The sequence below is a fragment of the Pseudomonas sp. W2-17 genome (assembly GCF_041060445.1).
In the GTDB taxonomy this organism is placed as follows: Bacteria; Pseudomonadota; Gammaproteobacteria; order Pseudomonadales; family Pseudomonadaceae; genus Aquipseudomonas.
Window position 1 is genome coordinate 160,068 of record NZ_JAUFNS010000007.1, and the last position, 23,207, is coordinate 183,274.

A 23,207-nucleotide genomic window follows, 5' to 3' on the forward strand; every position below is an offset into this window, starting at 1 on the left:
ACCCACTGACAATCGCCACCACTGATTTAATTGAACTCTCTCTTTGACGAGCGAATGCAAATGACCGGCGAAACCTCTCTCAGCGCATTGCTGCGCAGCATGAACCCTGACCTGAACGACGGCGACTACGTGTTCTGCACCGTGGCGGACAGCAAATGCTTGGAGGGGATCGATGTGGTCGGCAGCTTCCGCGAGCGTGAGGGCCTGACTGTCATCCTCGAGCGCAATCAGGCGCAGCAACTGGGCCTGGACTGCGACTACGTCATGGCCTGGATCACCCTCACCGTTCATTCCTCACTCGCAGCGGTCGGGCTAACGGCAGCGTTCGCCAGCGCACTGGGCCAGGCGGGCATCAGCTGCAACGTGGTCGCCGGCTTTTACCACGACCATCTGTTCGTGGGTAAAGACGACGCGCAGCAGGCCATGACGACCTTGCGCGCACTGGCGACGAACGCCTGATCCCGCCAACTCCTGAACTCATCGAGGCTCGACATCATGTGGCAAAGCTACCTCAACGGCCTGTTGGTTTCCCTCGGGCTGATCATGGCCATCGGCACCCAGAACGCCTACGTGCTGGCGCAAAGCCTGCGTCGCGAACACCACCTTTCCGTGGCCCTGCTGTGCATCGTGTGCGATGCGGTATTGGTGGCCGCCGGCGTGTTCGGGCTGGCCAATGTGCTGGCCCACAACCCCACGCTTCTGGCGGTGGCGCGCTGGGGCGGGGTGGTATTTCTGCTGTGGTACGGCGCCATGGCTTTGCGCCGCGCGTTGTCGCCGCAAAGCCTCGCCCAGGGCGATGCCGACGGCCAGCGTTCACGCCGCGCGGTATTGCTGACCGCCTTGGCGGTGACCTTGCTGAACCCGCACGTTTACCTCGATACCGTGTTGCTGATCGGCTCGCTCGGTGCGCAGCAAGCGGTGCCCGGCGCCTATGTGGCCGGGGCAGCAAGCGCATCCGTATTGTGGTTTTCGACGCTGGCGATCGGCGCCGCCTGGCTGGCCCCGTGGCTGGCACGCCCAACGACCTGGCGCCTGCTGGACCTGATGGTGGCGGTGATGATGTTCAGCGTGGCGGTGCAATTGATCAGAACGGCGTGAACATTCGTCTCGCCGACGCGCATTTCAGCGCAACGCTCTGGAACCTCTATCCCACACAGTTGTTGCGTGGTTAAGGTCATGGGCCGGTGCTATGATCCAGCCCCTGCGCTGCAAAGAGTACAAACTCGCCAGCGTAAGTTCTGTCTGGCCGCCCGTGATCGGCCTTGCGCAAACCGCAACTGACCTGATTAGGAGAATTACCATGGCTTTTGAATTGCCTCCGCTGCCGTACGCACATGATGCTCTGGCACCGCACATCTCCAAGGAAACTCTGGAATACCACCACGACAAGCACCACAACACCTATGTCGTGAACCTGAACAACCTGGTGCCAGGCACCGAGTTCGAAGGCAAGACTCTGGAAGAAATCGTCAAGACCTCTTCGGGCGGTATCTTCAACAACGCCGCTCAAGTCTGGAACCACACCTTCTACTGGAACTGCCTGGCGCCAAACGCCGGTGGCCAACCGACCGGCGCTCTGGCTGATGCGATCAACGCTGCGTTCGGCTCCTTCGACAAGTTCAAGGAAGAATTCAGCAAGACCTCCATCGGTACCTTCGGCTCCGGCTGGGGCTGGCTGGTGAAGAAAGCTGACGGTTCCCTGGCACTGGCCAGCACCATCGGCGCCGGCAACCCGATCACCAGCGGCGATACCCCGCTGCTGACCTGCGATGTCTGGGAACATGCTTACTACATCGACTACCGTAACCTGCGTCCAAAATACGTCGAGGCGTTCTGGAACCTGGTCAACTGGAAGTTCGTTGCCGAGCAGTTCGAAGGCAAAAGCTTCACCGCTTGATGAATGCTTGAATGCTCGAAATAAAAAAAGCCCGGCACGTCCGGGTTTTTTTTCGCCTTCTGTTTGTCGTTTATGTATTGTCTGGAAGCGATAGCGGACTAATATCAAATTTCGTGCTGATTCAAACGGCTGGGCTCAAGTTTTCCCCGCGTACGACCGACACAGTACGGATAGCCTGAGTGGTCTGCCTATTAACTGTTTTCCCGATTGATGGGGTCATGCGCACGCCAGAAGCGCCTGATCCGAATGCCTGCATTGCCAGTGCTTGCATGCAGGCAGCCCGCTATCAGCATGGATAAAGGAATGGCCATTTGAAGCTGGAACTCAAAGACAGCTTGTCGGTGAAGCTGCTCCGCGTTGTGCTGCTTTCAGCGCTGATCGTGGGGGTCGTGCTCAGTTGCGCACAGATCGTCTACGACGCATACAAAACCCGCCAGGCCGTTGCCACGGACGCAGCGCGTATCCTCGACATGTTCCGCGACCCGTCGACGCAGGCTGTCTATAGCCTGGACCGGGAAATGGGCATGCAGGTCATCGAAGGGCTGTTTCAGGACAAAGCCGTGCGCCAGGCGTCCATCGGTCATCCCAACGAGACGGTGCTCGCCGAAAAATCCCGAGACCTCGAAGCCACCCCCACCCGCTGGCTGACCGATCTGATCCTTGGCCAGGAACGGAGCTTCACCACGCAACTGGTGGGCCGCAGCCCATACAGCGAATATTACGGCGACCTGCGCATCACCCTGGACACCGCCACCTACGGAGAAACCTTCCTCACCAACTCGATGATCATCTTCATTTCCGGCGTTTTGCGCGCGCTGGCGATGGGTCTGGTGCTGTACTTGGTTTATCACTGGTTGCTGACCAAACCGCTGTCGAGAATCATCGAGCACCTGACCAGCATCAACCCCGACCGCCCCAGCGAACACCAATTGCCCTTGCTCAAAGGCCACGAAAAAAACGAGCTGGGGGTCTGGGTCAATACCGCCAACCAACTGCTGGCGTCCATCGAGCGCAACACCACCCTGCGCCACGAAGCTGAATCCAGCCTGTTGCGGATGGCCCAATACGACTTCCTGACCGGTCTGCCGAATCGGCTGCAGCTGCAGAAGCAACTGGACAAAATCCTCGTTGATTCCGGAAAAGTGCAGCACCGTGTCGCGGTGTTGTGCGTCGGACTGGATGACTTCAAAGGCATTAACGAACAATTCAGTTATCAGGCCGGCGATCAGTTGCTGCTGGCCCTCGCCGATCGCCTGCGCAGTCACAGCGGCCGCCTCGGCGCCCTTGCCCGGCTGGGCGGCGACCAGTTCGCGCTGGTTCAGGCCGATATCGAACAGCCTTACGAGGCCGCCGAGCTGGCGCAGAACATCCTCGACGACCTGGAAGCGCCCTTCGCCGTCGATCAGCAAGAGATTCGTCTGCGCGCCACCATCGGCATCACGCTGTTCCCCGAAGATGGCGACAGCACGGAGAAGCTGCTGCAGAAAGCCGAACAGACCATGACGCTGGCCAAGACCCGCTCGCGCAATCGCTACCAGTTTTATATCGCCAGCGTCGACAGCGAGATGCGTCGCCGTCGCGAGCTGGAAAAAGACTTGCGCGAAGCCATGGCCCGCGAGCAGTTTCATCTGGTCTATCAGCCGCAGATCAGCTATCGCGATCACAGTGTGGTCGGTGTCGAAGCGTTGATCCGCTGGATTCACCCGGAACACGGCTTCGTGCCGCCTGACCTGTTCATCCCGCTCGCCGAGCAGAACGGCACCATTATCGCCATCGGCGAGTGGGTGCTGGATCAGGCCTGCAAACAGCTGCGCGAATGGCACGATCAGGGCTTCAGTGACCTGCGCATGGCGGTGAACCTGTCCACGGTGCAGCTGCACCACGCCGAATTGCCGCGGGTGGTGAACAATCTGTTGCAGATCTACCGCTTGCCGCCCCGCAGTCTGGAGCTGGAAGTCACGGAAACCGGCCTGATGGAAGACATCACCACCGCCGCGCAGCACCTGTTGAGCCTGCGTCGCTCCGGGGCGTTGATCGCCATCGATGACTTCGGCACCGGTTATTCATCGCTGAGCTATCTGAAAAGCCTGCCGCTGGACAAGATCAAGATCGACAAGAGCTTCGTGCAGGACCTGCTCGACGACGATGACGACGCGACGATCGTGCGCGCCATCATCCAGCTCGGCAAAAGCCTGGGCATGCAGGTGATCGCCGAAGGCGTGGAGACCGCCGAGCAAGAGGCGTACATCATTTCCGAGGGTTGCCATGAAGGTCAGGGATATTTCTACAGCAAGCCGCTGCCGGCGCGGGAGCTGCTGGCTTATCTGAAGCAGGCTCAGCGCACCCACAGCGAGGCGCTCTGACACAACGGGCTTTCGACGCAAGTCCCATCTTTGGAAACACCGCCGCGCCCGCGCACATCCTGAATCACCCCCTGAAACAGCTTGAAATATCTCCCTCCGCCGGCTTGGGCAAATGGCCTTTACACAGAATGCAAATCTTTCGCATTATGTCGCAGCATTTTTTGGCGTTCGCCACCGTTCACACCTCTTCTCGATGCAGGATTCCGTCATGATTCGTATGCCCCTGGCAACCGCAAGTCTGCTGGCTGTCGCTATTGCTCTGGCCGGTTGTGATCAAGGCAAGGACAAGCCCGCCGCCGCAGCGCCTGCCCCTGAACCGGCAGCAGCCGCCGCGCCGGCTCCAGCGCCGACCTCGGCCGCCGCGCCTGCCCAGCACAACGAAACGGCCACCCGGGCAGTGGTCGCCAACTACGCCAATATGGTATTCGCCGTTTTCAGCGACGCCGAATCCACTGCCAAAAAGCTCAGCACGGCAGTCGACGCTTTCCTCGCCACACCCAATGACCAGACCCTGAAAGCAGCGCGAGACGCCTGGGTAGCGGCGCGGGTGCCGTACATGCAGAGCGAAGTGTTCCGCTTCGGCAACACCATCATCGACGACTGGGAAGGTCAGGTGAACGCATGGCCGCTGGACGAAGGCCTGATCGATTACGTCGCCAAGGATTACCAGCACGCACTGGGCAATCCGGGCGCCACTGCCAACATCATCGCCAACACGTCGGTGCAAGTGGGCGAGGACAAAGTCGACGTCACAGAAATCACCCCTGAAAAACTGGCCAGCCTGAACGAGCTCGGCGGTGCGGAAGCCAACGTGGCGACCGGTTACCACGCCATCGAATTCCTGCTCTGGGGCCAGGACCTGCACGGCACCGGCCCGGGCGCCGGCGAGCGTCCGGCCAGCGACTACATCGAAGGCCAGGGCGGCACCGGCGGCCACAATGATCGCCGCCGCGCCTACCTGAAAGCCGCCACCGACCTGTTGGTCAGCGACCTCGAAGAAATGGTCAACAACTGGAAACCGGGCGTCGCCGACAACTACCGCGCCACGCTGGAAGCTGAGTCCGCCGAGAGCGGGCTGCGCAAAATGCTGTTCGGCATGGGCAGCCTGTCGCTGGGTGAACTGGCGGGCGAACGCATGAAAGTCGCGCTGGAGGCCAATTCCAGCGAGGACGAGCACGATTGCTTCAGCGACAACACCCACAACTCGCATTTCTATAACGGCCTGGGCATCCGCAACGTTTACCTGGGTGAATACACCCGCGTCGACGGCAGCAAAGTGAGCGGCGCGAGCCTGTCCTCGCTGGTCGCCACCGCCGACGCCGCCACCGACCAGACCGTGCGCGCCGATCTCGATGCGACCCAGGCGAAGCTGCAGGTCATCGTCGACCACGCCAACAAGGGCGAGCATTTCGACCAACTCATCGCCGCGGGCAATACAGCGGGCAACCAGGTCGTGCGCGACGCCATTGCCGCGCTGGTCAAGCAGACCGGCGCGATCGAGCAAGCCGCTGGCAAGCTGGGCATCACTGACCTGAACCCGGACAACGCCGACCACGAGTTCTGATCCGCTTCACGTCCGCTTCAAACCGGTAAGGCCGCGCCTTCCCGACTGAAGTCGGTCCCGCTGCAAACAAATGCCGACCCGACCACGGGCCGGCATTTTTTTCGTCAATCGACGCCTGAAAGGCCCACCAAAACGGCCTTACCTGGGGACCGGTCTGTAAGCGTTGTAGGGCATTTCCTGTTCGCTCCTTGTCGGATTGAACAGGCCTCCCCCGCCACCGATCATGCGCACTTCCTTGACCCCACCCTATCCAGGAGGAGACAGAAAGTGCCCAAGAGAAACAATAAAAGGCGCCGCGTCAGTAAGCTCAAAGCCAACGATTACGGTATTCACCTGCTGGTCGGCGTCAAGGGCCCGCGTGCCTGGAAGGTGACGATCTACCGCGATGGCAGGACCTTCAACCGGCTGTTTTCGTTCTCCCGCTACGGTGGCCGTGATCCGGCACGACAAGCCGCTGACGCGTGCCGTGACCAACTGCTGCTGGCCCACCTGCCCAAGCTCAGCCGCGACATCCGTCAACGCATCATCGCCACCAACACCAGCGGTTATCCGGGGGTGCATTACCGCTGTTACACCGGCATCGCCTATTGGGTGGCGCGGACCACGTTGCGCAACGGCAGCAGTGTCACCAAGTCGTTCAGGGTCGAACATTACGGCTACGAAAGGGCCAAGGAGCTGGCGATCCGCGAACGCGAACGGCAGCTCGACGGTATTGGCGATTACCGGTCATTCAAGGTGGTCGAGGGCGAGCGGCGTCTCATGCAACTGCTGGTGGAAAACCCGGCGCTGGAGATCGCCGGCGCATGAGTTTTGCGGGCCCGTCACTCGCGGATGATTTGGTAACAACACGTTACGAGAGGGCCTGCAAACGCTAATCCCTCTTATTCATCAAACTCGGGGCTGGTAAGCTTGCTCGCCCCGATTTCCCCCCTTTGCAGGACCTGTATGACTGCGTGGTTCCGTCCTTCGTTTCTCCTGCTGATGGCGCTCGCCATGAGTGGGTGCGATGACGCCCCGCGTTTCACCGCCGCCGAACCGGGCGAGTCGCGCTCCGGCGGCGCCACCACTGTCAACAAAAGCGACCGCAATGCGTTTTCCCTGCCTTCAGCCAACCTGTCGCCTGTCCGGCGGCTGGACTTCAGCGTCGGCAACAGCTTCTTCCGCAACCCCTGGGTGATTGCCCCGTCGACTACCACTGCCCGCGACGGCCTGGGTCCGTTGTTCAACACCAACGCCTGCCAGAACTGCCACATCAAGGACGGCCGCGGCCATCCGCCCGAGCCCGGCGCCGACAACGCCGTTTCAATGCTGGTGCGCCTGTCGATTCCCGACGATCCCGCGTTCGCCGAACACATCAAGCAGTTGGGCCTGACGCCCGAGCCTGTGTACGGCAAGCAGCTCCAGGACATGGCCATTCCCGGCGTCACGCCTGAGGGCAAGGTTCGGGTCGATTACGATTCGATGACCGTGCATTTTCGCGACGGCACCCCGGTGCACCTGCGCCGCCCTACCCTGCAGATCACCCAAACCGGTTACGGCCCGATGCACCCGCAGACGCGAGCTTCCGCGCGCATTGCTCCGCCGATGATCGGCCTCGGGCTTCTGGAAGCCATTCCGCAGGCGGCGATTCTGGCCAACGCCAACCCCAACGATGAACAGGGTACCGGCATCACCGGCACACCCAACTGGGTCTGGGACGATGCGCAGCAGAAAACCGTCCTCGGCCGTTTCGGCTGGAAAGCCTCACAGCCGAGTATCAAGCAGCAGAATGCCCACGCGCTGGCGGGTGACATGGGCCTGACGTCCACCTTGATGCCGGTCGACGACTGCACGCCGTCGCAGACCGCATGCCTCGCCGCGCCCAACGGCAACGGCCCGAACGGCAAGCCGGAAGTCAGCGACAACATCCTGCGGCTGATCACCTTCTACACCCGCAACCTCGGCGTCCCGGCGCGCCGCGACGTGGCAGACCCGCAGGTGCTGGCGGGCAAGGGTCTGTTCTTCAAGGCCGGCTGCCAGCAATGCCACACGCCGGAATTCACCACTTCCGCCGACGCCGCCGAGCCCGAACTGGCGAATCAGGTCATCCGCCCTTACACCGATCTGTTGCTGCATGACATGGGCGAAGGCCTGGCCGACAATCTCAGCGAATTTCAGGCCAGCGGCCAGCAATGGCGAACCCCGCCTCTGTGGGGCATCGGCCTGACGCAGACCGTCAGTGGCCACACCCAGTTTCTGCACGACGGACGTGCCCGCGACCTGATGGAAGCCGTGCTCTGGCATGGCGGCGAGGCGCTGCCGGCGCAACGTCAGGTGCTCGCCTTTGACGCGGAGCAACGCGCGGCGCTGCTGGCGTTCTTGAATTCTCTCTAACGTATTTCTGAAGATAAGGAGTCGGGCATGTTCCGCCCCAAGTTGTTGCTCACCAGCCTCGCCGCTCTGGCTCTGGGCGCATGCGCGCCGTCGGACCCGCAAGCCGTGACGTCTGCCGCCATTGCCAGTCAGGTCATCCTGCCGACCTACAGCCGTTGGGTCGATGCCGACCGGCAACTGGCGATCAGTGCGCTGTCCTACTGCCAGGGTAAATCCGATCTGGATACCGCCCGCGCCGACTTCCTGCACGCGCAAAAAGCCTGGGCCGAGCTGCAACCGCTGCTGATCGGGCCGCTGGCCGAAGGCAATCGCGCCTGGCAGATTCAGTTCTGGCCGGACAAGAAAAACCTCGTCGGCCGTCAGGTGGAGCAACTGGTCACCGCTCAGCCGCAGATCAGTGCTGACACCCTGGCCAAATCCAGCGTCGTGGTTCAGGGCCTGTCGGCCTATGAGTACATCCTGTTCGACGCCGACATCGACATGGCCAACGCCGAGCAGAAAGCCCGCTACTGCCCGCTGCTGATGGCAATCGGCGAGCGTCAAAAAGCGCTGGCCGAAGACATCCTCAACAGCTGGAACAGCAACGACGGCATGCTCGCTCAACTGAGCAAGTTTCCCAACCAGCGTTACGCCGATTCCCACGAGGCCATTGCCGAGTTGCTGCGCGTGCAAGTGACCGCACTGGACTCGCTGAAGAAAAAACTCGGCACGCCGCTGGGCCGTGGCACCAAGGGTGTGCCGCAGCCGTTTCAGGCGGAAGCGTGGCGCAGCAAGGCTTCGCTCAGCAGCTTGCAGGCGAGTCTGGCCAGTGCCCAGACGGTCTGGGCCGGTGTTGATAACAAGGGTTTGCGCGGGCTGTTGCCCAAGGAACAGAAGCCTTTGGCCGACAAGATCGACGCCGCCTACGCTGAGAGCAATCGCCAACTGGCCGCGCTGAAACCTCCCCTCGGGGATCTGCTGGCCACCGAAGAAGGCCGCCACCAGCTCAACGCTTTCTATGACAGCCTCAACGTGGTCCATCGCCTGCACGAAGGCGAACTGGCCAAGGCGCTGGGCATTCAACTGGGTTTCAACGCCAATGATGGTGACTGATATGTTGCGACGTCAGGCTCTGGGTCTGGGCAGCCTGCTGCTCAGCGCCGTCACGTTTGGCGGCTGGACGCTGTTCGCGAAAAAAGGCGAAAGTCCACTGCTGTTGTCCGCCCGTGACGATGGCAACGGCCAGCACTTCGCCGTGGGTTATCGCGTCGACGGCACGCAGGTATTCGCCACACCCGTCGCCCAGCGCTGCCACGACATCATCAATCACCCGAACCTGCCGATTGCGCTGTTCGTGGCGCGCCGGCCGGGGACCGAAAGTTACCTGATCGACCTGCGCGACGGCCGTCTGCTACAGACCATCACCTCGCAACCCCACCGACACTTCTACGGCCACGCGGTCATTCACAAAGACGGCGAATGGCTGTACGCCACCGAAAACGACACCACGGAACCGGGCCGTGGACTGTTGGGCGTGTATCGATTCGTTGATGAGCGGCTTCAACGCACCGGGGAAATTTCCACCCACGGCGTCGGCCCCCATCAGGTGTCATGGATGCCGGATGGCGAAACCCTTGCAGTCGCCAACGGCGGCATTCGCACCGAGGCCGAGAGCCGCGTCGAAATGAACCTCGACGCCATGGAACCCAGTCTGGTGCTGATGCATCGCGATGGCACGCTGCTGAGCAAAGAAACGCTGTCGCAGCAGATGAACAGCGTGCGCCATATGGCGATCGCCAGCGACGGCACCATTGTCGCGGGCCAGCAGTTCATGGGCCCTTCCCACGAATCCGCCGAGCTGCTCGCCATCAAGCGGCCGGGCCAGCCCTTTCAAGCATTTCCGGTGGCCGATCAACAGCTGCAGGCGATGGCGCATTACACCGCCAGCGTCGCCATTCACAACGACCTGCGGCTGGTGGCACTGACCGCGCCGAGGGGTAACCGCTTCTTCATCTGGGACCTGGACAGCGGCGCGCTGAAGCTCGACGCACCGCTGCCTGACTGCGCAGGGGTCGGCGCGGTGGCAGACGGCTTCGTCGTGACCTCGGGCCAAGGGCGCTGCCGTTTCTATGATTGCCGCGAGGCAGTACTGGTCGCCAAGCCGCTGGAGCTGCCGGCGGGGTTGTGGGACAACCATTTGCATTTGGTTTGATCGAGGATAGGCGACGGCGCGGGCCCCTTCGAGTTGTCCAGACGCCGAACTGTCGCGCAGCCACATCACCTTGTAGGAGTGAGCTTGCTCGCGAAGAGGCCGGAACATCCGCTAGATTTTCAGCGCATGGAATACCGACTTCGCGAGCAAGCTCACGCCTACAGGTACCATTTTTGCTGGGCGACAGCGCAATGTCAGGGCGGCGGGCATGCCCAGCAATAAACCATGATTCCGGTAGGACGCCGATCCCAAAATCCATCAATGCCACTGGCAACTAAGACGCGACACGACTAACGTGCTCGCCTGATTCATCGGTTTTCCAAGGAAGTGGAATATGTTGCGTCGCCGCATGTTGATCATGTTGGGCATTGTCCTGATCGTGGTGCTGGCCTTGGGCGGGTACAAGGCGTTTTCGGTCTATCAGCAGATCCAGCAATTCACGGCGCCGAAGCCGCCGATCAATGTTGCGGTGGCCGTTGTTGCGGAGCGCCCGTGGCAGAATCGTCTGCCGGCCATCGGCACGCTCAAGGCATCCCAGGGCGTGGACCTGTCGCTGGAAATCGCGGGCACGGTCAAGGCCGTGCAGTTTGAATCCGGCCAGAAGGTCAAGGTCGGTCAGCCGCTGTTACAGCTCGACAGCGATGTGGAAAAGGCCCTGCTCGGCACTGCCGAAGCGGACCTTGGTCTGGCGCAGGTCGAGTACGGACGCGGCAGTAAACTGGTGGGCGAGTCCGCCATTTCCCGGGGCGACTTCGACAAGCTCGCCGCCACGCAGAAAAAGGCCGCTGCCACCGTCGCACAACTGAACGCCTCCCTGGCGAAGAAGCGCATCCTCGCGCCCTTCAGCGGCACCATCGGCATTCGTCAGGTGGACGTCGGCGACTACCTTGCCAGCGGCACGGTGATCGCTACCCTTCAGGACTTGACCAGCCTGTACGCCGACTTTTTCGTGCCGGAGCAGGCGCTGCCGAAACTGGCCCTCGGCCAACAGGTGCAGGTGAGCGTCGCGGCCTACCCGGACCGCGTATTCACCGCGCGCATCAGCGCCATCAACCCCAAGGTCGAAGACACCACCCGCAATGTGCTGATTCGCGCCACCCTGCCCAACCCCGATAGCCAACTGCTGCCCGGCATGTTCACCAGCCTGCAAGTGCTGCTCGGGCAGGACACGCCGCAACTGGTGCTGCCGGAAAGCACGATCACCTACACGCTGTACGGAAACTCAGTGTACGTCGTCGTGCCGAAGAAGAACGCCGACGGCCAACCGGAACACAACAGCAAGGGTGAGCCTCAATTCATGGTCGAGCGGCGCTTCGTCGAGACCGGTGAGCATCGCGGCGGGCTGGTCATCATCAGCAAAGGATTGAACACCGGCGAGCAGGTGGTCACCGGCGGCCAGCTGAAACTGGATAACGGCGCTGCCGTCGCCATCGTGGCCGACCCGGCAACACCGTCTGACGCCACCCCGGCGGCGCCGAACAGCCAGCCCAAAGCTGACTGATCAAGGAATCGATCATGGCCTTTACAGACCCGTTCATCCGTCGCCCGGTGCTCGCCAGCGTGATCAGCCTGCTGATCGTGCTGCTGGGTTTTCAGGCGTTCAGCAAGCTGACCATCCGCCAGTACCCGCAGATGGAAAACGCGCTGATCACCGTGACCACGGCCTACCCCGGCGCCAACGCCGAAACCATTCAGGGCTATATCACCCAGCCGCTGCAGCAGAGTCTGGCGAGCGCCGAAGGCATCGACTACATGACCTCGGTCAGTCGGCAGAACTTCTCGGTCATTTCCATTTATGCGCGCATCGGCTCCAACAGCGACCGTCTCTACACCGAGCTGCTGGCCAAGGCCAACGAGGTCAAGAACAAGCTGCCCCAGGACGCCGAAGACCCGGTGCTGAGCAAGGAAGCCGCCGACGCCTCGGCGCTGATGTACATCAGTTTCTACAGCGCCGAGCTGAGCAACCCGCAGATCACCGATTACCTGTCCCGGGTCATCCAGCCGAAGCTGGCGACGCTGCCGGGCATGGCCGAAGCCGAGATCCTGGGCAATCAGGTGTTCGCCATGCGCCTGTGGCTCGATCCGGTCAAGCTCGCCGGTTTCGGCCTGACCGCCAGCGACGTCACCGAAGCCGTGCGCAAGTACAACTTCCTGTCCGCGGCGGGCGAGGTGAAAGGCGAGTACGTGGTCACCAGCGTCAACGCCAGCACCGACCTGAAATCCCCCGAGTCCTTCGCGGCCATCCCGCTCAAGACCGTGGGCGACAGTCGCGTGCTGCTGGGCGATGTGGCGCGGGTGGAAATGGGCGCCGAGAACTACGACACGGTCAGCTCGTTCGACGGCACACCGTCGGTGTACATCGGCATCAAGGGCACACCCAGCTCGAACCCGCTGGACGTGATCAAGGAAGTGCGGCGCATCCTGCCGGAGCTGGAAGCTCAGTTACCGCCGAGCCTCAAGGCGTCCATTGCCTACGACGCCACGCTGTTCATTCAGGCCTCGATCCATGAAGTGGTGAAGACCCTGATCGAAGCGGTGCTCATCGTCATCGTCGTGGTGTTCCTGTTTCTGGGTGCCTTGCGCTCGGTGCTGATCCCAGTGATCACTATCCCGCTGTCGATGATCGGCGTGCTGTTTTTCATGCAATTGATGGGCTATTCGATCAATTTGCTGACGCTGCTGGCGATGGTCCTTGCCATCGGTCTGGTGGTGGACGACGCCATCGTCGTGGTGGAGAACATTCACCGCCACATCGAGGAAGGCAAGACGCCGTTCGATGCGGCAATCGAGGGCGCTCGCGAGATCGCCATGCCGGTGGTGTCGATGACCATCACCCTGGCAGCGGTCTATGCACCCATCGGTTTTCTGGAGGGACTGACCGGCGCGCTGTTCAAGGAATTCGCCCTGACGCTGGCCGGCGCGGTAGTGATTTCCGGCATCGTCGCGTTGACCCTGTCGCCGATGATGTGCGCCGTGCTTCTGCGCCGGGAAGAGAACCCCAGCGGCCTTGCGCACAAGCTCGATCACGCCTTCGAAAGTCTGAAGCGCCGCTACCAGCGCCTCCTCCATGGCACGCTGAATACGCGGCCGGTGGTCATCGTGTTCGCGGTGCTGGTGCTGTGCCTGATTCCGGTGTTTCTCAAGCTGAGCCAATCGCAACTGGCGCCGGACGAGGACCAGGGCATCATCTTCATGATGGCGACGGCGCCGCAGCCGACCAACCTCGATTACATGAACACATACACTGACCAGTTCATCAGCATTTTCAAGGCGTTCCCGGAGTACTACTCCTCGTTCCAGATCAACGGCTTCAATGGGGTGCAGACCGGCGTCGGCGGGTTCCTGCTCAAGCCATGGGATGAGCGCAGCCGCACGCAAATGGAGCTGCTGCCCGAGGTGCAGGCCAAGCTCAACGGCATCACCGGGCTGCAGGTTTTCGGCTTCAACCTGCCGTCGTTGCCCGGCACCGGTGAGGGCCTGCCGTTTCAATTCGTGATCAACACACCGGGCGACTATGCCGCGCTGCTGGAGGTCACGGATCGCATCAAGAAACGCGCCGCCGAATCGGGCAAATTCGCATTTCTGGACGTTGATCTGGCCTTCGACAAGCCGGAAGTGGTGGTCGACATCGACCGCGCCAAAGCCGCGCAGATGGGCGTGTCAATGCAGGACCTTGGCGGCAGTCTGGCGACGCTCCTCGGCGAGGCGGAAATCAACCGCTTCACCATCGACGGGCGCAGCTACAAGGTCATCGCCCAGGTTGAGCGGGCCTACCGCGACAACCCGGCCTGGCTGGCGAATTACTACGTCAAGAACGCCGATGGCAAGATGCTGCCGTTGTCGACGCTGATCACCGTCAGCGACCGGGCCAGACCCCGGCAGCTCAATCAGTTCCAGCAGCTCAACTCGGCGATCATCTCTGGTTTTCCGCTGGTGAGTCAGGCGGAGGCGATTGAGCTGGTGAGACAGATCGCCATCGAAGAGTCGCCGCCGGGTTTTGCCTACGATTACGCCGGCGCGTCCCGTCAGTACGTGCAGGAAGGCAATGCACTGTGGGTGACGTTCGGCCTGGCCCTGGCGATCATTTTTCTGGTGCTGGCCGCGCAGTTTGAGAGCTTCCGCGATCCGCTGGTGATTCTGGTGACTGTGCCACTGTCGATCTGCGGCGCGCTGATTCCGTTGTTCCTCGGCATCTCGTCGCTGAATATCTACACGCAGGTGGGTCTGGTCACGCTGATCGGGCTGATCAGCAAGCACGGCATTCTGATCGTCGAATTCGCCAATCAGCTACGCCGCGATAAGGGCCTGACTGCCCGCGAAGCGGTGGAGGAAGCGGCGGCGATTCGTTTGCGCCCCGTGTTGATGACCACCGCAGCGATGGTGTTCGGCATGGTGCCGCTGATTCTCGCGACGGGCGCGGGCGCGGTCAGTCGCTTCGATATCGGTCTGGTGATTGCCACGGGCATGTCGGTGGGGACGTTGTTCACGCTCTTTGTGCTGCCGTGCGTGTATACGCTGCTGGCGCGACGGGACGAGCCGCACCCCGAAGGCAATGGCCATTCGAATGCCGACACGACTCCCGGTACCTGACGCAAGGAAAAATAAACACACGCCCACAAAAAAGGCCCTGATTTTTCGGGGCCTTTTGGTCAATGCAACAGAAAGGAATCAGCCTTGAGGTCCGCTCCCTTGGGCCAGGCCGAACATCAACAGGAGCAGATCGTGATCAGGCCGGGCCGTGTCGGACATCTTGGCCACCCGAGGCAGCGGGCAATGGCCTTCGCCATGCACTGCACTCAAAATCTTTGGTCCGGGCTGATCCCAGGCCGCCAACGCGATGGAAGTCACCCCCAACGCCCCGACCAAAAACAAACCTCGCGCCATTTCTAACTTCATCGCTGTAAACCTTTGATGGGCCTGCCAAACGCGGTCTCGTAAAAGTAGACCAGCTTGGTCCAGTCCGCTGGCTGAAACGACGAATGGCGACGCAGTTGTTTCATGTCGTGCTGCGCGGCGGCATAAGACGTCAGCCGCTGACGGCATTTCTCCAGATCGAGCAGCGCGACCTCAGCATTGGCATTGGCGCCCTCGCCCACGACGCGAACGAAAACGTGCTTGATGTAAATGCAGCTGTGCTGCCAGCGACCCTTGTGCATACGGGCCAGGTTGCTGGCGATTGCCTGAAGCATCTGCTCGTACACCACTTCGCCGTGCTGCTCGCGACCGCCGGCGCGCAGCCAGTTTTCGAATTCGTCGAAGCCGTCCAGAGAAGCCGTGACCAGCAACGCACGCCACTCGTTGTTCTCATCGCGCTCGGCACCACAGAACACCATGCGCGGCACGTTGACGTCGAGCTGGCGAAGACCTTCGAGGGCATCGCGCTCACGCAGCACGGTCGGACGGCCAAACGGGTGCAACCAGCTGCGGTAGATATGGCCGGTTTGGCGCTTCACATACAGCAGCCGACCGTTTTCCGAGACGACACGCTGTACGCCACTTTCACCGCCACGGCGCACGTTGGGCTCTTCGACCCATTCGCCCCGCGTGTTCCAGAAATAGGCGAAGCGGTCCTTGGCGGGAACGGCTAACTCTGTTGCGAAATCCACGGCCATCCTGTTACCTCTTACGTAATAGATACACACGCCACATGGCGTACATCGGCAGGAAATCCAGGCGCTCCTGAATCCGAAACCCTGCCTGTTCAAATTCGGCCTCTACGGTGGCCACCGGCAGCACGAAGCGATTCTGATAATCATGTTTCGGTCGCGCCCCTTCAGCGCGGCGTCGCTTCCAGGCCTTGAAATTGCCATCCACCCACAGCGACACGATCACGCTGTCCCGGCTCACCCGGTGAAACTCTTTCAGCAGCACGGCGCGGTCTTCAGCCTTGCCGATGTGGTGCATCAAACGCATGCAGAAGATGCTGTCGACGGCGTTGTCCGGCATCTCGATGGCAAACGCCGATGTCTGCAGCGGCTGCACGCGCTTGACGATCTCCGCGGGTTGCGACTCGCAGGCAATCTTGACCATGGAAGCCGAGTTGTCCGCCCCGATGATCACCCGGTTGGCTTTCTCGGCCAGCACCGGCCAGAAACGTCCTGCGCCACAGGGGAGATCCAGCACCAGCCCCGGTTCGCCCGCCAACGCCAATGCGCGGCGTGCAAGTTGTTTGTCCCGGCGATCAGACAGGCGCCTGGCCAGTCCATCGTTGTGTTTGCGCAAATACCTTTTAGCGTGTTCGTCGTCGTATTTGCGTGAAAAATCCAGCTCGATCCGCTTGCTCATGGCTGCCTCCCCTTGATGAGAGGGCCAAACTAAGCAGCGAAGCGTCACGCTCAGGTCAGATGAATGTGAAAAAAGCGTCCGAAAAAGTGAAAAAATGTTACGAGGTTATTCAAGGACTTAGGGCCAGCATACGGCCATATCCCGGTCTGTTTTAGCACCTTTACACAGGCTGTACATTTGTCGACGGCAACCGAGCCGAGTCTTTGCCAAGGCGCAAACCCATGTCCACGCTGAATCGGCAACCGTTTGGCTCCATGGTGTCCAGGCTGACGGACCACCCTTGGTTCTCGCAGATACGCTGCACCAATGACAGCCCCAGACCCAAACCTTCGCCGCGTTGCTCAGTACCGCGCACGAACGGCTGAAACATCGCCTCACGTTTTTCTTCCGGGATGCCCACGCCGGAATCCTCCACCATGAACCCGCCTTCTCGCAGCGTCAGGCGGATAAATCCGGTGTCGGTGTAGTGCAACGCGTTGCGCAGCAAGTTGCCCATCACGGCATAGAGGAAGGTGGCGTTGTAAGCGGTATCGGAGGGCTCGCCGGGCAGGTATTCCAGGGTCAGGCCTTTGTGTTCGATCGGTTCGCGCCACAGGCTGATCAACTGCTGGGCGGCGCCTTGCAGGGTGAGTTGCGGGTACAGGGCGAGGTCATCGCGCTGGGTGCGGGCCAGCATCAGGAAGGTCTGCACCAGATCGCGCATTTCTTCGCACGCCCGCGCCACGCGCTCAACCTGGGCACGGGCGCGCTGATCCAGCGCCGGGTTTTCCAGCAGCAGCTCACAGGAACTGGCCAGCACCATCAACGGCGTGCGCAGTTCGTGGCTGACGTCGCTGGTGAACATCCGCTCGCGGGTCAAGGCATCACGCAGACGGCCCAGCGTGGCATCGAAGGCCACCGCCAGCTCACCCACTTCGTCGGCGGCGTAATCGGGGGCGAGAGGCGGGGCAAGGCCGAGCAACTGATCGCGATGACGCACCTGTCGCGCCAGCCGCACAACCGGCGCCATCACCCGGCGCGCCAATATCCAGCCGAGGAAGACTGCCAGCGCCAGCGCCAGCACAAAGCCCACCAGCACGACGGCGAACAGCACGCGCTCACGCTCTTCGAAATCGCTTTGGTCCTGAAGCAGCACATAGTGACGGCCGTCTACGACCTCAACCATGGCGTGGTAGGACAACGGCCCGCGAAACACTTCGTGAAAGCCTGGTTCCAGGTGACGCAAATCCTTCGGCAGCTCGAAATCCCCCGGGCCGCCGCTGAAGTAAAACAGCTGATCCGGCTCGGGGCGATGGCTCCAGTCGTTGACGCTGTCCATCAGCAGCAGACGCGTCAGGTCGCCGCCCAGTCCAGCCGAAATCAGCTTCTCTTCGACCAGGTGCACCGTCGCGACGATGCCCATGGCGAAGCACCCGGCAACCAACGCGCTCATCAAGGCGAAGGCGATGATGATCCGTTGGGCGAGGCTCTGCTTAAACTCCATCACGCCCCTCGGCGAGGCGGTAGCCGACACCGTGAACGGTCTGCAACAGCGGCTTGGCGAACGGCTTGTCGATGACCTGGCGCAATTGGTGAACGTGGCTGCGCAGGCTGTCGCTGTCCGGGCAGTCATCGCCCCACAGGGCTTCTTCCAGGACTTCACGACGCAGGACGTGAGGGCTCTTCTGCATCAACACCGCCAGCAATTTCAGGCCCACCGGGTTGAGTTTGAGCAGACGCCCTTCGCGAGTCACTTCAAGGGTGTCTAAGTCGTAGATCAGATCGGCCACCTGCAGGGTACGCCGCCCGCCGCCTTGGGCACGACGCAATACAGCCTCGATGCGCGCCGCCAGTTCCGACAGCGCGAACGGCTTGAGCAGGTAGTCGTCGGCGCCGGAGCGGAAACCCTGCAGGCGGTCGTCGAGCTGGTCGCGGGCGGTGAGCATGATCACCGGCGTGTCGCGGCGCGCGTCTTCACGCAGGCGCTTGCACAGTGTGTAGCCGTCGATGCCGGGCAGCATGATGTCGAGCACGATCAGGTCGTAATGCTCGGTGGCCGCCAGGTGCAGACCGGACAGACCGTCTTGGGCGCAATCGACGGTATAGCCCTTCAAACCGAGGTAATCGGCGAGGTTTGCCAGGATGTCGCGGTTGTCTTCAACCAGCAGAATTCTCATGGCGCGTGTCTCCCTATGCGGTGTGGCGAGACCCGGGACACGGCGCGAGGGGCCGTTCAACAAGGTCAGAGTTGGCGGCAGCTTACGGCGATGCGCGCTCAAGGGCCAGCACTGCGGTGTATAACGTTTTTTTCACTCGCGGTTCACGGCGCCGCGACAGCGTTCTGCTCAGACTTCGCACCGCTCCGGCTCTGTATACTCCCCGCTCTCCCTCGCCCACTACACGGGATTTGCCATGTCACACGCACTCGCACGGCCCGCCTCACGCCCGATCAACTTCTGGGTTTACCTGGGCATCCCGGCCGTGACCGCAATCGTTCTGATATTGCTCGAACTGACTTCGCTGGACATGGACATCGCCAAACTGGCTTACGACCCGGTGGCGGGCGAGTTCATCGGGCGGCACAGTTTCTTTCTTGAAGACATCCTGCATGACCGGGCCAAACAGGCCGTCATCGCCATTGGGGTGTTGTCCTTCGTGAGCTTCATCGCCTCGTTCTTCGTCAGCGCACTGAAGCCGTGGAAACGTGAACTGGGCTGCATGGTGCTGTCGATGGCGTTATCCACCAGCTTCGTCACGCCGGTCAAAGTCGTGACATCGGTGCAGTGCCCGTGGAGCCTGAAAGAATTCGGCGGCCAGGAAACCTACAGCGAACTCCTCAGCCCCCGCCCGCAAACCGACAAACCCGGCCGTTGCTGGCCCGGCGGTCATGCAGCCACCGGCTTCACACTGTTCGCCCTGTTCTTCGTCTTCCGCGACCGAAAACCTCGCCTGGCCAAAGCCGGCCTGATCTTCGCGGCGGGCCTGGGCACCGTCTTTTCCGTCGGCCGAATGCTTCAAGGCGCGCACTTCTTCTCCCACAACATCTGGACAGCGGTGTTCTGCTGGCTGCTGTGTTTGGGGGCGTATTACTTCGTGCTGTACCGGCCGGCGAAGAAGAAGGATGTGGCGGTGAATGGAGAAGCGGTATCAGGATGAGGCTACCGACGAAGTAGTTTCGGGATCATGGCTAGACCGGGGACAGATTGATTTACGGTGAAGCGCTGTAAATAAATCAGTCCCCTGCAACCTCCATCGGGGGTCAGACCAAAAATTGATGGTGCCCACGCGGGCCTCTTCCCGGCTAAAGCCGGTCCCACTGAAAGTACCGCGTACACCCTGTGGGATCGGCGGCGCTCCCCCCGTAGGACCGGCTTTAGCCGGGAAGCCCTTGATCTGCTTAAACCCGCTTTTGATCTTCGTACACAAAAAGCCCAGACGACACAAAACGCGACTTGGGTGCAGGCTGAACGCAGGTCTTGCGCAGTGGGCCGAGCCGCATGGATGCGGCGAGAGCGCCGTCAGGACATGGATGTCCGTTCGGCGCGGGCCCACGGAGCGAGACCGGAGTGAAGGAACCCGACGAAGTCGGGCCTAACCAGGAGCAAGCACCCTTGGTTACTTGGGGTGCTTTTCCAAGTAACTCGCCGGAGGCGAAACGTCTGCCCCTAGGCAGACGCTCTTGATCCTGAGGCTTTTCAAAGGTCACTCGCGGAGGGAGTCATTTAGCGCCGCCCATAAAAAAACCCCGCCGAAGCGGGGTTTTTTTCTACATCGGGGTACGACTGGCTTACATCATGCCGCCCATACCACCCATGCCGCCCATATCAGGCATACCGCCACCAGCAGCCTTCTCATCAGCCACATCAGCAATCATCGCCTCAGTGGTGATCATCAGACTGGCGATCGACGAAGCAGCCTGCAGCGCAGAACGCGTCACCTTGGCCGGATCAAGAATACCCATCTCGATCATGTCGCCGTACTCGCCGCTCGCAGCGTTGTAACCGTAGTTACCAGTACCCTGCTTGACCTTGTCGACCACAACGCTAGGCTCGTCGCCCGAGTTCGCAACGATCTGACGCAGAGGCGCTTCAACCGCACGACGCAGCAGAGCGATACCCACGTCCTGATCAGCGTTGTCGCCACGCAGTTCGGAAATCGCCTGCAGCGAACGAACCAGAGCAACACCACCGCCAGGCACCACGCCTTCTTCAACGGCTGCACGGGTTGCGTGCAAGGCGTCTTCAACGCGGGCTTTCTTCTCTTTCATTTCAACTTCGGAACCGGCACCGACCTTGATCACTGCAACGCCGCCCGACAGCTTGGCCAGACGCTCTTGCAGTTTTTCTTTGTCGTAGTCCGAAGACGTGTCGCCGATCTGCTGACGGATCTGCGCGATACGACCGTCGATGTCGGCACGAACGCCAGCACCGTCGATGATGGTGGTGTTTTCTTTGTTCAAGATAACGCGCTTGGCATTACCCAGGTGTTCCAGGGTAGCGGTTTCCAGGCTCAGGCCGATCTCTTCCGAGATAACGGTACCGCCAGTCAGAACAGCGATGTCCTGCAGCATGGCCTTGCGACGGTCGCCAAAGCCTGGGGCCTTGACCGCTGCAACTTTGACGATGCCACGCATGTTGTTCACGACCAGAGTCGCCAGTGCTTCGCCTTCAACGTCTTCAGCCACGATCAGCAGAGGACGGCCAGCTTTCGCAACGGCTTCCAGAACGGGCAGCATTTCGCGGATGTTGGAGATCTTCTTGTCAACCAGCAGCAGCAGCGGGCTGTCCAGCTCGGCAACCATGGTGTCCGGCTTGTTGATGAAGTACGGGGACAGGTAGCCACGGTCAAACTGCATGCCTTCAACAACAGACAGCTCGTTTTCCAGACCCGAACCTTCTTCAACGGTGATAACGCCGTCTTTGGTCACTTTTTCCATGGCTTCGGCAATGATGTCGCCGATGGAATTGTCCGAGTTGGCCGAGATGGTGCCGACCTGGGCGATTGCCTTGGTGTCGGTGCAAGGCTTGGACAGCTTCTTCAGCTCGGCAACAATGGCGATGGTCGCCTTGTCGATGCCGCGCTTCAGGTCCATCGGGTTCATGCCGGCAGCGACGGCTTTCAGGCCTTCGTTGACGATGGCTTGGGCCAGAACGGTAGCAGTGGTGGTACCGTCGCCAGCGTCATCGTTTGCACGGGAAGCAACGTCTTTGACCAGCTGCGCGCCCATGTTTTCGAAACGGTCTTTCAGCTCGATTTCTTTGGCTACGGACACACCGTCTTTGGTGATCAGCGGAGCGCCGAAGCTTTTTTCGATGATGACGTTACGGCCTTTTGGGCCCAGAGTTGCTTTTACTGCGTCGGCCAGGACGTTGACACCAGCCAGCATTTTTTTACGGCCAGCATCGCCGAATTTAACTTCTTTAGCAGCCATGATCGTTATTCCTTAAATACTTTGTAGTAACGGGAAATGGGGTATCAACTCAGCCTTCGACGACCGCGAGAATTTCGTTCTCGCTCATCACCAGCAGGTCTTCGCCGTCTACTTTCACAGTGTTGCTGCCGGAGTAAGGGCCGAACACCACTTTGTCACCCACTTTCACGGCCAGCGCGCGTACTTCACCGTTGTCCAGGATGCGACCGTTGCCGACGGCGAGGATTTCGCCACGGTTAGGTTTTTCAGCAGCCGAACCAGGCAGCACGATACCGCCAGCAGTTTTTGTTTCTTCTTCGCTGCGACGGATTACGACGCGGTCATGCAGAGGACGAAGCTTCATTGTCGATCTCCTAATTATGGTTTTTAAACGCCCGGTGCGGACACCGGCGGGTTAAAACATCCGGGCTTGCCGGTTACGGTTCGCAAGCGAACCGCAGAATACGGTCTGACGAAACGCGCCAGAAACCTTGCGGTGACCCATACATAAGGGCGAGCAAGCCGATTTCAAGGCTGACCCGAGAAATTTTTTGCATGAATGGCGGTCGCGAAAACGAACACGGCACCCGCAGGTGCCGTGTCGTGGTGACGTTGAATCACTTTTTATCGAGGGGTTCGAACTCGCCTTCGATCACTTCACCCTCAATGACTTCAGGGCGACGTGCTTCAGGACGGGCAGCACCGGGATGCATGGAGCCTGCCGAATTTGCCGCATGCATGTTCTCGGCAAACGCACGCTGGCGCGCGGCCTGGGCCTCGGCGCGATTGCGCACCTTGCCGACGATCATCCGGCGGGTGAACGGCATCAGGAACAGCAGACCCAGCACGTCACTGATGAAGCCAGGCAGCACGAGCAAGGCACCGCCGATAGTCATCATTAAACCGTCGAGCATCTGCTGCGCCGGCAGCTCACCACGGGCCAGACTCTGCCGGGCACTCAAGGCGGTAGCCACTCCGGCGACCCGCACCACGAACACACCGAGCATCGACCCGGCAACGACCAGCAGGAAGGTCGGCAGAAAGCCGATCGACATCCCGACTTTCACCAGCACGAACAGCTCGAGCACCGGAAAAAGCAACAAAAGCAGAAGAAAAACGCGCATCAAAGTGAGTTCCTAGACGGA

Annotated in this window: 20 protein-coding genes; 12 read left to right on the forward strand and 8 right to left on the reverse strand. The window is 61.0% G+C overall.

All coding sequences use genetic code 11. The features are described from left to right. Positions 1–60: 60 nt before the first annotated feature. The 11 genes from QWI20_RS11155 (at position 61) to QWI20_RS11205 (ending at position 14,978) form a co-directional block, all read left to right on the forward strand. Entirely contained in the window at positions 61–459 is a 399-nt protein-coding gene (locus tag QWI20_RS11155) for an ACT domain-containing protein (protein WP_369305546.1), read from the forward strand. A 36-nt stretch (positions 460–495) separates the two neighbouring features. After that, positions 496–1,098, forward strand: a complete 603-nt coding sequence (locus tag QWI20_RS11160; RefSeq protein ID WP_369305547.1) for a LysE/ArgO family amino acid transporter — start codon at positions 496–498, stop codon at positions 1,096–1,098. Between the two features lie 202 nt (positions 1,099–1,300). Beyond that, entirely contained in the window at positions 1,301–1,897 is a 597-nt protein-coding gene (locus QWI20_RS11165) for a superoxide dismutase (RefSeq protein WP_065992213.1), read from the forward strand. 311 nt (positions 1,898–2,208) lie between these two features. Further along, positions 2,209–4,260, forward strand: a complete 2,052-nt coding sequence (locus tag QWI20_RS11170; RefSeq protein ID WP_369305548.1) for a putative bifunctional diguanylate cyclase/phosphodiesterase — start codon at positions 2,209–2,211, stop codon at positions 4,258–4,260. 208 nt (positions 4,261–4,468) lie between these two features. Continuing rightward, positions 4,469–5,824, forward strand: coding sequence for an imelysin family protein (locus QWI20_RS11175; protein WP_369305549.1), 1,356 nt, complete (start codon positions 4,469–4,471; stop codon positions 5,822–5,824). A gap of 267 nt (positions 5,825–6,091) precedes the next feature. Next, positions 6,092–6,631 (forward strand): AP2/ERF family transcription factor, encoded by a 540-nt coding sequence (locus QWI20_RS11180; protein WP_065992198.1) that lies wholly within the window; start codon positions 6,092–6,094, stop codon positions 6,629–6,631. A gap of 138 nt (positions 6,632–6,769) precedes the next feature. After that, complete coding sequence (locus QWI20_RS11185) at positions 6,770–8,197, forward strand: di-heme oxidoredictase family protein (protein WP_369305550.1); 1,428 nt, start codon at positions 6,770–6,772, stop codon at positions 8,195–8,197. A gap of 27 nt (positions 8,198–8,224) precedes the next feature. Next, complete coding sequence (locus QWI20_RS11190) at positions 8,225–9,289, forward strand: imelysin family protein (RefSeq protein WP_369305551.1); 1,065 nt, start codon at positions 8,225–8,227, stop codon at positions 9,287–9,289. 1 nt (position 9,290) lies between these two features. Then, a complete protein-coding gene (locus QWI20_RS11195) occupies positions 9,291–10,388 on the forward strand; it encodes a DUF1513 domain-containing protein (RefSeq protein WP_369305552.1) in 1,098 nt (365 codons plus the stop codon). Between the two features lie 334 nt (positions 10,389–10,722). After that, complete coding sequence (locus QWI20_RS11200) at positions 10,723–11,889, forward strand: efflux RND transporter periplasmic adaptor subunit (protein ID WP_369305553.1); 1,167 nt, start codon at positions 10,723–10,725, stop codon at positions 11,887–11,889. Between the two features lie 14 nt (positions 11,890–11,903). Then, positions 11,904–14,978: a multidrug efflux RND transporter permease subunit gene (locus QWI20_RS11205; RefSeq protein WP_369305554.1), complete on the forward strand. Its 3,075-nt coding sequence runs from the start codon at positions 11,904–11,906 to the stop codon at positions 14,976–14,978. 78 nt (positions 14,979–15,056) lie between these two features. On the opposite strand, the gene QWI20_RS11210 is transcribed toward QWI20_RS11205, so the two are convergent. The 5 genes from QWI20_RS11210 to colR form a co-directional block, all read right to left on the reverse strand. Further along, a complete protein-coding gene (locus QWI20_RS11210) occupies positions 15,057–15,284 on the reverse strand; it encodes a hypothetical protein (RefSeq protein ID WP_108120736.1) in 228 nt (75 codons plus the stop codon). Then, on the reverse strand, positions 15,281–16,000 hold the full coding sequence (locus QWI20_RS11215) for a lipopolysaccharide kinase InaA family protein (protein WP_369305555.1): 720 nt from the start codon (positions 15,998–16,000) through the stop codon (positions 15,281–15,283). Before QWI20_RS11215 ends, QWI20_RS11210 begins: the two co-directional genes overlap by 4 nt. A gap of 4 nt (positions 16,001–16,004) precedes the next feature. Beyond that, a complete protein-coding gene (locus tag QWI20_RS11220) occupies positions 16,005–16,673 on the reverse strand; it encodes a class I SAM-dependent methyltransferase (protein WP_369305556.1) in 669 nt (222 codons plus the stop codon). A gap of 160 nt (positions 16,674–16,833) precedes the next feature. Continuing rightward, positions 16,834–18,156, reverse strand: coding sequence for a sensor histidine kinase (locus QWI20_RS11225; protein WP_369305557.1), 1,323 nt, complete (start codon positions 18,154–18,156; stop codon positions 16,834–16,836). Next, complete coding sequence (gene colR / locus QWI20_RS11230; protein WP_037014624.1) at positions 18,146–18,829, reverse strand: two-component system response regulator ColR; 684 nt, start codon at positions 18,827–18,829, stop codon at positions 18,146–18,148. The genes QWI20_RS11225 and colR overlap by 11 nt, the downstream gene beginning before the upstream one ends. 235 nt (positions 18,830–19,064) lie before the next feature. Between colR and QWI20_RS11235 the strand changes: the two genes are divergently transcribed. Further along, on the forward strand, positions 19,065–19,808 hold the full coding sequence (locus QWI20_RS11235; protein WP_369305558.1) for a phosphatase PAP2 family protein: 744 nt from the start codon (positions 19,065–19,067) through the stop codon (positions 19,806–19,808). A gap of 631 nt (positions 19,809–20,439) precedes the next feature. On the opposite strand, the gene groL is transcribed toward QWI20_RS11235, so the two are convergent. The 3 genes from groL to QWI20_RS11250 form a co-directional block, all read right to left on the reverse strand. Next, on the reverse strand, positions 20,440–22,083 hold the full coding sequence (gene groL / locus QWI20_RS11240; RefSeq protein ID WP_133772246.1) for a chaperonin GroEL: 1,644 nt from the start codon (positions 22,081–22,083) through the stop codon (positions 20,440–20,442). 49 nt (positions 22,084–22,132) lie between these two features. After that, on the reverse strand, positions 22,133–22,426 hold the full coding sequence (locus QWI20_RS11245; protein WP_037014630.1) for a co-chaperone GroES: 294 nt from the start codon (positions 22,424–22,426) through the stop codon (positions 22,133–22,135). A 253-nt stretch (positions 22,427–22,679) separates the two neighbouring features. Further along, positions 22,680–23,186, reverse strand: coding sequence for an FxsA family protein (locus tag QWI20_RS11250; RefSeq protein WP_369305559.1), 507 nt, complete (start codon positions 23,184–23,186; stop codon positions 22,680–22,682). Between the last annotated feature and the right edge of the window lie 21 nt (positions 23,187–23,207).

Excerpts from the sequence above, each read along its gene's own strand:
- QWI20_RS11155 (WP_369305546.1), top strand. The coding sequence starts at position 61 with ATGACCGGCGAAACCTCTCTCAGCGCATTGCTGCGCAGCATGAACCCT.
- QWI20_RS11160 (WP_369305547.1), top strand. The coding sequence starts at position 496 with ATGTGGCAAAGCTACCTCAACGGCCTGTTGGTTTCCCTCGGGCTGATC.
- QWI20_RS11165 (WP_065992213.1), top strand. The coding sequence starts at position 1,301 with ATGGCTTTTGAATTGCCTCCGCTGCCGTACGCACATGATGCTCTGGCA.
- QWI20_RS11175 (WP_369305549.1), top strand. The coding sequence starts at position 4,469 with ATGATTCGTATGCCCCTGGCAACCGCAAGTCTGCTGGCTGTCGCTATT.
- QWI20_RS11185 (WP_369305550.1), top strand. The coding sequence starts at position 6,770 with ATGACTGCGTGGTTCCGTCCTTCGTTTCTCCTGCTGATGGCGCTCGCC.
- QWI20_RS11190 (WP_369305551.1), top strand. The coding sequence starts at position 8,225 with ATGTTCCGCCCCAAGTTGTTGCTCACCAGCCTCGCCGCTCTGGCTCTG.
- QWI20_RS11195 (WP_369305552.1), top strand. The coding sequence starts at position 9,291 with ATGTTGCGACGTCAGGCTCTGGGTCTGGGCAGCCTGCTGCTCAGCGCC.
- QWI20_RS11200 (WP_369305553.1), top strand. The coding sequence starts at position 10,723 with ATGTTGCGTCGCCGCATGTTGATCATGTTGGGCATTGTCCTGATCGTG.
- QWI20_RS11205 (WP_369305554.1), top strand. The coding sequence starts at position 11,904 with ATGGCCTTTACAGACCCGTTCATCCGTCGCCCGGTGCTCGCCAGCGTG.
- QWI20_RS11210 (WP_108120736.1), bottom strand. The coding sequence starts at position 15,284 with ATGAAGTTAGAAATGGCGCGAGGTTTGTTTTTGGTCGGGGCGTTGGGG.
- QWI20_RS11215 (WP_369305555.1), bottom strand. The coding sequence starts at position 16,000 with ATGGCCGTGGATTTCGCAACAGAGTTAGCCGTTCCCGCCAAGGACCGC.
- QWI20_RS11220 (WP_369305556.1), bottom strand. The coding sequence starts at position 16,673 with ATGAGCAAGCGGATCGAGCTGGATTTTTCACGCAAATACGACGACGAA.
- QWI20_RS11225 (WP_369305557.1), bottom strand. The coding sequence starts at position 18,156 with ATGGAGTTTAAGCAGAGCCTCGCCCAACGGATCATCATCGCCTTCGCC.
- colR (WP_037014624.1), bottom strand. The coding sequence starts at position 18,829 with ATGAGAATTCTGCTGGTTGAAGACAACCGCGACATCCTGGCAAACCTC.
- QWI20_RS11235 (WP_369305558.1), top strand. The coding sequence starts at position 19,065 with ATGTCACACGCACTCGCACGGCCCGCCTCACGCCCGATCAACTTCTGG.
- groL (WP_133772246.1), bottom strand. The coding sequence starts at position 22,083 with ATGGCTGCTAAAGAAGTTAAATTCGGCGATGCTGGCCGTAAAAAAATG.
- QWI20_RS11245 (WP_037014630.1), bottom strand. The coding sequence starts at position 22,426 with ATGAAGCTTCGTCCTCTGCATGACCGCGTCGTAATCCGTCGCAGCGAA.
- QWI20_RS11250 (WP_369305559.1), bottom strand. The coding sequence starts at position 23,186 with ATGCGCGTTTTTCTTCTGCTTTTGTTGCTTTTTCCGGTGCTCGAGCTG.